Origin of the sequence: Paraburkholderia sp. (genome assembly GCF_036488505.1) — a bacterium.
Taxonomy (GTDB): domain Bacteria; phylum Pseudomonadota; class Gammaproteobacteria; order Burkholderiales; family Burkholderiaceae; genus Paraburkholderia.
The window spans coordinates 1-11,078 of sequence record NZ_DASXHN010000059.1 but is presented as its reverse complement, the minus strand read 5'-3'; the positions used below and the strand labels follow the sequence as shown (position 1 = coordinate 11,078).

Here is an 11,078-nt window from a genome sequence, read left to right as displayed (position 1 = left end):
CCACTGCGCCAGTCCACACCCGCCAGAGCGCCTACAATCCAGGCATCAGTCTTGCTGCCGCCTGTGCCACCAAACGGCTGGCAGCGCTTCGCAACCGGAAAGTCCATTCAAATGAAAATATCGCTACCGCCGCCGCAGGGGCGGCCTAACCGGGTCTACCCGCCAGGCACGCCGGGCCTGCACGGGCTGGTGTCGCTTATCACCGGCGTGGTGGTCGTCTGCGGGCTGTACTTCGGCCGGGCGGTGCTGATTCCGATCACGTTGTCGGTGCTGCTGAGCTTCCTGCTCGCGCCGCTCGTGCAGATGCTCAGGCGTCTGCATATGGGCCAGTTGACCTCGATCTTCATCGCGGTGCTGTTCGCGCTCGCGTCGCTGCTCGCGGTCGGCGCGCTGATCGGCGCGCAGCTCGTGCAACTGGCCGGCGACCTGCCGCAGTACCAGGAAGCGATCGAGCAGAAGATCGAAACCGTGCAGGAAAAAACCGTCGGCCGTGCCGATTCTCTGATGAGCAGCGCCGCCGGCGCGCTGCAGCGGATGGCGCCGTCGCGTCCCCCACCGCCGCGCCCGACCGGGCGCGCCGCGCGCAATGCGCCGCAGGTGCCGCAACAGGTCGAGGTGCACCAGCCCGCGCCGACGCCGGTGCAACTCGCGCAGCGTGCGCTGTCGCCGGCGATCGCGCCGATCGAGACGACCTTTATCGTGCTGGTCGTGACGATCTTCATCCTGCTGCAGCGCGAGGATCTGCGCGACCGGCTGATCAGCCTGTTCGGCTCGCGCGACCTGCATCGCACCACCACCGCGATCAACGACGCCGCCGTGCGGCTGTCGCGCTACTTCGTCGCGCAGCTCGGCGTGAATCTCAGCGCGGGCTGCGTGATCGCGATCGGGCTCGCGATCATCGGCGTGCCGGGTGCGCTTCTGTTCGGCGTGATCGCCGCGCTGCTGCGCTTCGTGCCGTATATCGGCATCTGGATCGCCGCGATCCTCGCGGTCTTTCTCGCAGCCGCGATCCAGCCGCAATGGACGATGGCCGTGTATACGCTGATTCTGTTCATTGTCGTCGACGTGGCCGCCGGTCAGATTGCCGAGCCGCTGCTGTACGGACATCGCTCGGGGCTGTCGCCGCTCGCGGTGGTGGTCGCGGCGATCTTCTGGAGCTGGCTGTGGGGGCCGATCGGGCTAGTGCTGTCGACGCCGCTCACGCTGTGCGTGGTCACGCTCGGGCGCTACGCCGATCGCCTGAACTTTCTGACCGTGCTGCTCGGCGACCAGCCAGCGCTCAGCCCCGCGCAGAACTTCTACCAGCGGCTGCTCGCCGACGATCCGCACGAGGCGATCGTGCAGGCCGAGCGTCTGTTGCGCGAGATGTCGCTGATCGACTACTATGACAAGGTCGTGCTCGAAGGACTGCGGCTCGCGCGCAGCGACGCGCTGCGCGGCGTGCTGATGCCGGACCAGCTTCAGCGGGTCAACAATGCGCTCGTCGATATCGTCGAAAACCTCGAAATCGCGGAAGGACTCGAGGATTCGCTGATGCGCGTCGACATGGCCGATAACGGCGGCGCGCCGCTGGCTCCGGTACGGCCATCGACGTCCGCGGCTTCGTCGGAGCGTCATGACAGCCATGTGCTCGCGCGCTCGCAAGAAGCGCCGGACACGCACCGCACGGCGGTGCTCTGCGTGCCCGGCCGCGGTGCGTTCGACGAAGTGAGCACCGCGATCGCCGCGCAACTGCTCGGGCGCCAGGGCTTCGCGCCGCTGACGGCCACGCACTCCGGCTATCGCAGCGCGAGTGCCGACGAACCGAGCTTCAAGGACGCGCCGATCATCTGCATCATCTCGCTCGACGCGCCGGATTCGCCGCCGTATCTGCGCAACATGCTGCGGCGCACGCGCGAATGGCGGCCGCGCGCGACGCTGGTGGTCGGCGTCGGCGTCGGCGAGGTGTCGGACAGCGGCGCGGAGCTGGATCCGAACGGCGCGTTGCAGGCGTCGCCGACCTTTCGCGCGATGATCGAGCAATGCCAGGCGGCAACGGGCGGGGTGCCGGCGCGACAGGCGTCGTTTACGGCGGGAGCGGACTGATAGCCGATTTAACCGATTGAAGCCGGCGCGGATCGAAGCACGTTTCGCGATCGCAAAGCCGCGAGGATGCGCAAGCGCCTCGCGGTTTTTTTGTGCGGGCGCGCGCGGGGTTGTACCCAAAATGAGGACAGCCGCGCGCGGGGGCTGCTGCATACTGCATCGAACGATTGGCGCCTTCATGCCGACTCGCGGACGCGCGAACGCGGCCCGCGCCGGAAAAAGCGGAGACCCGCAGCCGCGCCTCGCAGCGGCGCGCGCCAGCCAGAAGCACGAAAAGATTCAGGAGATGCGTATGACCCGCCCGTTCACGCCCTATCCGTTCGAGCCGCGCCGCTATCCGGCGCGCGTGCCGTCGCTCGTCGACGCACGCGAGCCGCTTAGGCACGCGGTCGCGATCGTCGGCGGCGGCCCAGTCGGCATGACGCTCGCGCTCGCGTTGGCGCGCCAGCGCGTGCGTTCGGTGCTGATCGAAGCCGACGACAGCGTCTGTACCGGCAGCCGTGCGATCTGCATCTCGCGGCGCAGCCTGGAAATCTTCAAGCGGCTCGGCATCGTCGACGGCTTTCTGCGCAAAGGCCTTGCGTGGACCGGCGGGCGCAGTTTCTATCGCGACACCGAGGTGTTCCGCTTCGCGATGCACCAGGACGACGAACAGTCGCTGCCGCCGATGATCAACATCGCGCAGTATCAGATCGAACAGTTGCTGCTCGACGAGATCGAACGGCACCCCGATCTGATCGACGTGCGCTGGCAGACGCGCGTAACCGGTATCGAGCAAGAGCCCGAACGCGGTGCGACGCTGACCTTGCGCAGCGCCGACGCGGCCGCTACGAGCTGGAAAATGGACGCCGAATGGGTCGTCGCCTGCGACGGCGGACGCAGCACGATGCGCGATCTGCTCGGCCTGAAGCTGACCGGCACGACCTACGAAGGCCGCTACGTGATCGTCGACATCGAACTGGACAGCACGCGCGCAACCGAACGGCTCGCCTACTTCGACCCGCCGTCCAATCCCGGCTCGACCGTGCTGGTGCACAAACAGCCCGACAACGTGTGGCGCATCGACTATCAACTGCGCGACGACGAGGATGCCGGCGCGGCCGTGCTGCCCGAAAACGTGATGCCGCGCGTGCAGAGCGTGCTCGATTCGATGGGCGAAACGGGCGCGTGGTCGCCGATCTGGATCACGATCTATAAGGCCAACGCGCTGACGCTCGAGCGCTATCGCCACGGCGCGGTGCTGTTCGCTGGCGACGCCGCGCATCTGGTGCCGATCTTCGGCGTGCGCGGCGCGAATTCGGGCATCGACGACGCCGATAACCTCGGCTGGAAGCTGGCTTGCGTGATCAACGGTAGCGCGTCGCCAGCGCTGCTCGACAGCTATAGCGAGGAGCGCGTGCATGCGGCGCGCGAAAATCTGAGCTACGGGATGAAGAGCACCGAATTCATGGCGCCGCCGACCTTCGCGTTCGATCTGCTGCGCACCGCGGTGCTGAGTCTTGCCGAGCGGCATGCGGCGGTGCGGCCGCTGATCAATCCGCGCCAGACGCATCCGATTGCGTACACGAGCTCGCCGCTCAATCACGTCCCGGCTGGCTCCGACGAATTTGGCGGCGGCCCGGCGCCCGGCACGGTGCTGCCCGAATGCAGACTACTGCGCACCACCGATGACGGCGCACACACCGGCATCCATCTGACGGATCTGCTCGGCCCCTGCTTCACCGTGCTGTGCTTTTCTCCGGACCGCGCAAGCGACGAAACGTGGCAGCAACTGCAAAGCGCGCTGACCAGCAAGCGCATTCCGTTCGCCATCGTCAGCATTCTCGCCAACGACTCGCAACGCGCCAACGGCCCGCATGCGATCGACCCAACCGGCCGCCTGCACGACATGCTCGACGCGCAGCCCGGCACCGTCTATCTGATTCGCCCGGACGGGCATGTACTCGCGCGGTGGCGCAACGGCAGCGCGGCGGCCGTGCGCCAGGCGCTCGATGCAACGCTCACGATCTAACGCGCAAGGACGTCCGTCATCATGACCGATAGCGATCTCGATCTCGTCTATACGACGCTGTGCAATACGCTGACGAACCAAGGCGAAGCGCAGGCGCCGCTCTATCTGGCGCGCCTCGCGCTGCTTTGCCTGACCGACATGGACGACCCGCGGCGCGCGTTGTCGTTGATCGAAGCGGCGAAGCTGCCCGCCGGTGCGGCGGTCGCGGTGGCTTCCTAGCGGCGTGGCGTAAAAAACCGCCGTGCGATGAATGCGCGGCGGCTCTTTTGTGTGCTTTCCGCGTATGTTGCGAGGTTGGGGCGCCCGCCCGAAACGCTTCACAACCTCACTGCTTCGGGTACAGCCCCAACGTGCTCGCATGCAGCCGTGCCAGGCCGAGCAAAGCATCGGTGTGCGGCGTCGGCACGCCCGTCAGTTGCCCAAGCTCGCGCACCGCGCCGACCAGCGCGTCCAGTTCGACCGCCTTGCCGGCCCGCACGTCCTGCAGCATCGACGTCTTCATCGCGCCGAGCTTCAGCGTGACCGCGTGGCGGTCGTCGGGCGCCTGGTCGATCGGAATGCCGAAGCGCGCGCCGATCTCCTTCGCCTCCAGCATGATGTTCGTGACGAAGCCGCGCACGAGTTCGTCACCGAGAATCCGGTCGGTGGTCGCGCCGGTGATCGCGCTGACCGGGTTCATCGTCATGTTGCCCCACAGCTTGAACCACACGTCGCGCTGAATCTGCGCCGACATCGTCGCGTTGAAGCCCGCCGCGCGCAGCATCGCGGTGAGTCGTTCGACGCGCGCGCTCGGCTGACCCGACGCCTCGCCGACGATCAGCCCATTGCCCTGGTGATGCCGGATCACGCCCGGCGCGTCGACCAGGCAGCTCGCATGGACGACGCAGCCAACTGTTTGCGCGGTCGGAATCGCCGCGGCGATCTTGCCGTCAGCATCGATCGACTTTAGACGCTGGCCGGCGAAGGCGCCGCCGAGTCCGTCGCAGAACCACCACGGCACGCCGTTCATCGCGGTCAGCACGATCGTATGCGGGCCGATCAGTGGCGCGACCTGCGCGGCCACCGACGCCATCGCCGGCGCTTTCACGGCGATCAACAGCAGTTCCTGCGCGCCGAGGTCCGCGGGTTTGTCGCTCGCCTTGACCTGCTCGGCGTAGATCACGCCACCTTCGATCAGACGCAGGCCATGCTGGCGCACCGCGTCGAGCGTCGCGCCGCGCGCGATCACACTCACGCCGTGCCCCGCCTGTGCGAGCTTCATTCCCATCCAGCCGCCGATCGCACCGGCGCCGTAGATCGCTACTTTCATCGCTTCAGTCCTTGCCTGCCGTTGCGTTTATTGCCGCGCTTGTCGCTGCGTTGGCGCGTTCATAGCGCGTCTATCAACGCGCTGTTTCCCCCACTCATTGCCGGTAGCTCGCGTCGATACGGTCCACGCGCCGCACCAGCGCGTCGAACACGTCCTGCCCGGCGCCGTGGCGTGGATCGAACTGCAACGCGTCGCGCGAGCAGCGGATCGCCACCGCTTCCGGCACCGGCCGCGCGGCGCCCATCGAGAACGTCGCCATCTGGATTTCGCACGCGCGATTGAGCGTCCACAGAATCGCAAAAGTCTGTGGCAACGTGTGGCCCCATGCAAGCAGACCATGGTTGCGCAGAATCACCGCCTGTTTGTCACCGATATGCGCGAGCAGCCGTGGTCCCTCGTCAGCATGGATCGTGATGCCCTCGAAATCGTGATACGCGATGCGATCGTGCAACTGCGCGCTATAGAAGTTGGTCTGCTGCAAGCCCGCTTCGAGGCTGGCGACCGCGACGCCCGCCGTCGTATGCGTGTGCATCACGCAGTGCGCGTCCGCCAAGCCTTCGTGAATCGCCGCATGCACGACGAAGCCGGCCGGGTTGACCGGATACGGCGAGCCGTCCAGCACGCGGCCCTGCGCGTCGATCTTCACCAGATTGCTCGCGCTGACTTCACTGTAGTGCAGCCCGAACGGATTGATCAGGAAATGCCGCTCGTCGCCACTGACGCTCGCGGGCACGCGCAGTGTAATGTGGTTGTAGATCATCTCGGTCCAGCCGAGCAGATCGAAGATGCGGTAACACGCGGCGAGTTGCACGCGTGCCTGCCATTCGTCCGGATGCATCGCGGCGGATGCCGGCGCGCGCGGCGGTTGCGCTTCGAGGGTGGTGCTCATCATTCCTGTCTCCGTGATTGTCGTCATGGCGGTGCGTCCGCGCACCGCTCATCGAGTCTTGCCGTGTTTGCCCGTCTCGATCGCCGGGATGCTCCGGCGGCCGGCCTTACCGGAGCCGTACCTCAGGCGCCCGAGACCACCGCCGCGATCGACGACGCAACGTATTCCGCGTTGCGCGCGTTCAGTCCCGCGACGCACATGCGCCCTGAGCGAAGCACATACACCGCGTATTCGCTGCGCAGCCGTTCGACCTGGTTTTCGGACAGCCCCGTGTAAGTGAACATACCGCGCTGCGCGACGTAACGTGTGCGCATCACCTCGTCGACGCGGCCTTCGAGCCCCGCGTAAATCGTGTTGCGCATCGCCACAATGCGCTCGCGCATCGCGCCGAGTTCGGCTTCCCACGACGCGCGCAGCGATGCGTCCGCGAGTACGTTCGCGACGAGCCGCGCGCCGTGCGTCGGCGGATTGCTGTAGTTCGCGCGCACCGCGGACATCAGCTGGCCGGCCACGCGCGCCGCTTCGTCGGCGCTTTGGCAGACGACGCTCAACGCGCCGACGCGCTCGCCGTACAGCGAGAAGTTCTTCGAGAACGAATTGGCGACTATCAGCGGGATGTCGGCGTCAGTCAGCAGACGCACGCACGCGGCGTCGTCTTCGAGGCCCGCGCCGAAGCCCTGGTAGGCCATGTCGACGAACGCGATCAGCTTGCGGCGCTGCAATACCGGCACCAGCTCCGCCCATTGCGCCGGGCTCAGATCGACGCCGGTCGGATTGTGGCAGCACGCGTGCAGCAGCACGACGCTCTTTTCCGGCAGCGCGTCGATCGCGGCAAGCATCTCGGCGAAACGCAGACCGCCCGTTTGCGGGTCGTAGTACGGATAGGTGTTGACGGTGAGCCCCGCGCCTTCGAACACGACACGATGGTTCTCCCAGCTCGGATCGCTGATCCACATCTGCGAGCCGGGGAAATAGCGCTTCAGGAAATCGGCGCCGACCTTCAGCGCGCCAGAGCCGCCCAGCGTTTGCAGCGTCGCGATCCGGCCGGCCGCGCGCGCCGCGCTGTCGGCGCCGAACACCAGCGCCTGGGCGGCATCGCGATACAACGGCAGACCGGCCATCGGCAGATACGAACGCGGGCCGATCGCGTCGAGCAACGCGCTTTCGGCGCGGCGCACCGCGTCGATGACCGGCAGCTTGCCGGCGTCGTCGAAATAGATGCCGATGCTAAGGTTGACCTTGTTCGACCGGGGGTCCAGTTGAAAGTCTTCGTTCAGGCTCAGAATCGGGTCGCCCGGGTAGGCGGGAATGTGGTCGAACATCGCGGATCCTTGAATACGGCCTCGAAAGGCCTGTGATTGCAGCTGTGCGCGCGTCGTTCGTAATTAACGGCTGGCGCGGCGGCCGGCGGCTGGGCAAAGCTCCAGTCTAAGCCAAGCCAGTGTGCCGGGCTACGTCGACCCGCACGAGTGTCCCCCTGTTGCTGCGCCGCGCACAATCAACCGATTTTTCACGATTCGTAAGTTTTTCTTTAGAATCGCCGCATGCCCCTTACCCGCGTCACCATCCGCCAGTTCGAAGCGTTTCTCGCCATCGCCGATCTTCACAGCATCGGCGCGGCGGCGGAACGGCTCGGGCTGACTTCGTCGGCGGTCAGCCAGTTGCTCGCCGAACTCGAAACGGAACTCGGCTTCCGGCTGTTCGATCGCACCACCCGGCGCGTCGCGCTGTCGAGCGCGGGGCAGGATTTCCTTACTTCCGCCGATTCGGTGCTGCGCCACGTGCGCGCCGCGTCCCAATCCGCCGACGATATCCGTAACCGCGCGGCCGGCATCGTGCGCGTCGGCGCGCCGCTCGTGATCGCCGCGACCGCGCTGCCGGCAGCGATCGCCGAATACGCGCGCGGCAAGCCGAAGGTCGTCGTGCGCATCTGCGATACCGGCGTCGAGCAGTTGGTGGAGCGGGTCGAGAGCGGCGACATCGATCTGGCGATCGGGCCGGACCGGCAAAGCGGCGCGCGGGTGCGCCGCGAGCCGGCGTTCGCGAGCCCATGGGTGATGTGGTGTGCTGCCGGGCATCCGCTCGCCGCGCGGCGCCGCGTGCAGTGGCCGCATCTGCGAGACGTGCCGATCGTCGCGACCGGCCGCGATCACGAACGCGCAGTCGCGCAGATGCTCGCGAACCTGCCGGCGCAGGCACGCATCATTCCGGTCGACGTCGTCGACAACGTGACGACCGCGTTCGGCCTCGCCGCGCAAGGGCTGGCGGTCACGCTCGCGCCGGCCTATGTCGCGCCGCTCGCGCGCACCTTCGGGCTGGTGATGAAGCGCATCGTCGATCCCGAAACGATTCGCGAGGTCTGTGTGTATCGCTCGACCGAGCGCGCGCTGTCGCCGTCCGCCGATGGTTTCGCGGATTTCCTGATGCCGTGGCTGAAACGTTGGGACCGCGACACGCAGGTGGAACGACGGCTAAAGCGCGGGCGAAGCGCGGGTGAAGCGCGGCTGAGTGCCTGAATGACCGCGTGAACGCGCTGAACGCGCAATAACGCGCGTGCAGCGACTGGCGTTGCGCGGCAGCGGCCCCACGCGACGCCCGCCCGTCGCGACTACGGCTGCATGCACAGCGCGAACAACTGCCGCTGATTCGAAATGCCGAGCCGCGCATAAGCACGCTTCTGATACGTGACCACACTGGCGGGTTTCACGCCCATGCGCTCGGCGATTTCAGCGGCGCTGGCGCCGTCGAGCACGCCCCGCAGCACGTCGAGTTCGCGCGGCGTCAGCGCTGGGCACACGCGCCGCGCGCGTGCGAGCATCGCCGTGGCCGTGCCCTGCTGGTGCTGGCCTGTCAGCGCGTAATGGGCTCGCGCCGCATGCGCGAACAGCGGCGCGATGCTTTCTATCCTTTCGAGTTCGCCCGGCGCGAACACGCCGTGCGCGCGATCGCGATAGAGATTGATCGAGAGCCACACGCTATCCATCGGCTGCAGCAGCAATGACAGCCGGTCGGACACGTTCGGCTGCGCGTAACAGGCCGCGCGATAAGCGTCGTTCTCGATTTCGTCGCTGCGCTGCTGGTGCAGCACCAGCGCATCGCGAGCGTGGGTTCGGGCCTCATGCGCGTCGCCGATGATCGCGCGATTGCCGTCGAGCGCGTAGAAATGCGCGGCATAGCGTTCGGCCACGTCGCGCAGAAAACGCCCGCCGCGATGATCGGCCGCCGACACCGTGCGCGGCCGGGCGTCGAATTCATACGCGAAGATCGTGCACTGCGACACCGGCAGCGACTCGCCGGCCGTGCGCAGAATGCTCGCGGCGAGCGTGTCGGCGTCCGGTTGCGAGATCGCCATGACGAGATCGGTGGCGCGCGCGGTGCTGATCTGCCCGCTGCGCAGCGGTGAAGCGAGGCGCCAGGAACGCATGATGAAAGTCGGGGGCTGTGCGTGGACGTAGGCACGCTTGGCGGGAAGTGGGTCGGGCAAGCGTAGCACAGCGGCGGTTGCCTACCGACGGACGAACGACCCCCGCTGCAACTTCACCGTCCGCGGCAGCTCGATCGTAAACGCCGTTCCCGCCGTGTCGTGCGACTCGACGCTCACTCCGCCGCCATGCATCCGCGCGATCTCCTGCACGATATGGAGGCCCAGCCCGAGCCCCTCGCGCGAGCGCGCACCGTTACCGTTCGCGCCGAACGCCTTGAACAGATGCGGGAACACCTCGGCCGGAATCGTGCCGCGATTGGACACCGTGAGCCGGACAGATTCCTCCCCGTCACCATCGACGTGCACGCCGATATCGCCGTCCGGCGCGCCATGGTGCAGCGCATTGCTGACGAGATTCGATACCGCCTGCCACATTAGATCCGTATCCCACGCACCGGTCGTATTGCCCGAGGACGTGACCACGATACGCTTGCCGCTCTTTTGCGACGCGAATTCATCGATCACAGAGCGGCATAGCGTGGCGAGTTCGATCGAGCGCGGTTGCAACGGCAGGCGCCCGCCCTGCAAACGCGCCAGATTGAGCAGTTGATCGACCATCCGCGCCATGCGCAGCGAGCTGTTCTTCACGCGCGTGGCGACCGTCACGGACTGCTCGTCGGCGGCCGTGCGCATCAGATATTCGGCCGATGCGAGCACCGCGCCGAGCGGCGTGCGCAGATCGTGGCTGAGCACCGCCATCAGCATTTCATTGGCTTCGAGCATCTGGCGCGTGGTCACGAGCTGCGCGGCGAGCTGGCGTTTTTGCTGTTCGAGCTGCACGAACACGTCGACTTTCGATTGCAGGATGCGTGGGTCGAACGGCTTGTAGAGGAAGTCGACCGCGCCCGCTTCGTAGCCGCGGAAGGTGCGCGACGCGTCCTGCGAGGTCGCGGTCAGGAAGATGATCGGCACGTGCGACGTGCGTGGACTGCCGCGCATCAGTGCCGCCAGCTCGAAGCCGTTCATGCCCGGCATGTTGACGTCGAGAATCGCCAGCGCGACCTCGTGCTTGAGCAGCAGATCGAGCGCGGCGGTGCCGGAGTCGGCGACCAGCACCGAGACCTCGGGGCGCGCGAGCAACGCTTGCAACGCGGTGATGTTGTGAACGATGTCGTCGACGATCAGGATGTTCACGGGTGAGTTCGTCATGGCATCGAATTACAGAGAAGCCGGCAGCGCGGCAAGCTGGCGCTTCTGCTCTTCCAGTTGCACGAACACGTCGACCTTCGATTGCAGGATGCGCGGATCGAACGGCTTGTACAGAAAGTCGACCGCGCCCGCCTCGTAGCCGCGGAACGTG

General features: G+C 66.7%; 9 protein-coding genes. 4 read left to right on the top strand and 5 right to left on the bottom strand.

Annotated features, from left to right (window positions below; genetic code table 11):
* The first annotated feature begins 111 nt into the window (after window positions 1-111).
* From VGH68_RS03465 to VGH68_RS03455, 3 genes are all read left to right on the top strand, one after another.
* Window positions 112-2,085 (top strand): AI-2E family transporter, encoded by a 1,974-nt coding sequence (locus VGH68_RS03465; RefSeq protein ID WP_331602105.1) that lies wholly within the window; start codon window positions 112-114, stop codon window positions 2,083-2,085.
* Window positions 2,086-2,377: 292 nt separating this feature from the next.
* Window positions 2,378-4,096: an FAD-dependent oxidoreductase gene (locus tag VGH68_RS03460; protein WP_331602104.1), complete on the top strand. Its 1,719-nt coding sequence runs from the start codon at window positions 2,378-2,380 to the stop codon at window positions 4,094-4,096.
* Between the two features lie 21 nt (window positions 4,097-4,117).
* Window positions 4,118-4,315, top strand: coding sequence for a hypothetical protein (locus tag VGH68_RS03455; protein WP_331602103.1), 198 nt, complete (start codon window positions 4,118-4,120; stop codon window positions 4,313-4,315).
* Window positions 4,316-4,421: 106 nt separating this feature from the next.
* On the opposite strand, the gene VGH68_RS03450 is transcribed toward VGH68_RS03455, so the two are convergent.
* The 3 genes from VGH68_RS03450 to VGH68_RS03440 all read right to left on the bottom strand — a co-directional run bounded on the left by VGH68_RS03450 (window position 4,422) and on the right by VGH68_RS03440 (window position 7,616).
* Window positions 4,422-5,405, bottom strand: a complete 984-nt coding sequence (locus tag VGH68_RS03450; protein WP_331602102.1) for a 2-dehydropantoate 2-reductase — start codon at window positions 5,403-5,405, stop codon at window positions 4,422-4,424.
* Between the two features lie 94 nt (window positions 5,406-5,499).
* Complete coding sequence (locus VGH68_RS03445) at window positions 5,500-6,294, bottom strand: class II aldolase/adducin family protein (protein ID WP_331602106.1); 795 nt, start codon at window positions 6,292-6,294, stop codon at window positions 5,500-5,502.
* Between the two features lie 122 nt (window positions 6,295-6,416).
* Window positions 6,417-7,616, bottom strand: a complete 1,200-nt coding sequence (locus VGH68_RS03440) for an amino acid aminotransferase (RefSeq protein WP_331602101.1) — start codon at window positions 7,614-7,616, stop codon at window positions 6,417-6,419.
* 222 nt (window positions 7,617-7,838) lie between these two features.
* Here VGH68_RS03440 and VGH68_RS03435 point away from each other — a divergent pair, with 222 nt between their 5' ends.
* The gene (locus tag VGH68_RS03435) at window positions 7,839-8,810 is read left to right on the top strand and encodes a LysR family transcriptional regulator (protein WP_331602100.1); all 972 of its coding nucleotides are present in this window, start codon (window positions 7,839-7,841) and stop codon (window positions 8,808-8,810) included.
* A 92-nt stretch (window positions 8,811-8,902) separates the two neighbouring features.
* Here the strand turns inward: VGH68_RS03435 and VGH68_RS03430 are convergent, their stop codons facing one another.
* Together VGH68_RS03430 and VGH68_RS03425 are read right to left on the bottom strand one after the other, a co-directional pair.
* The gene (locus VGH68_RS03430) at window positions 8,903-9,718 is read right to left on the bottom strand and encodes a helix-turn-helix transcriptional regulator (protein WP_331602099.1); all 816 of its coding nucleotides are present in this window, start codon (window positions 9,716-9,718) and stop codon (window positions 8,903-8,905) included.
* An 81-nt stretch (window positions 9,719-9,799) separates the two neighbouring features.
* On the bottom strand, window positions 9,800-10,927 hold the full coding sequence (locus tag VGH68_RS03425; RefSeq protein WP_331602098.1) for a hybrid sensor histidine kinase/response regulator: 1,128 nt from the start codon (window positions 10,925-10,927) through the stop codon (window positions 9,800-9,802).
* Window positions 10,928-11,078 lie beyond the last annotated feature (151 nt).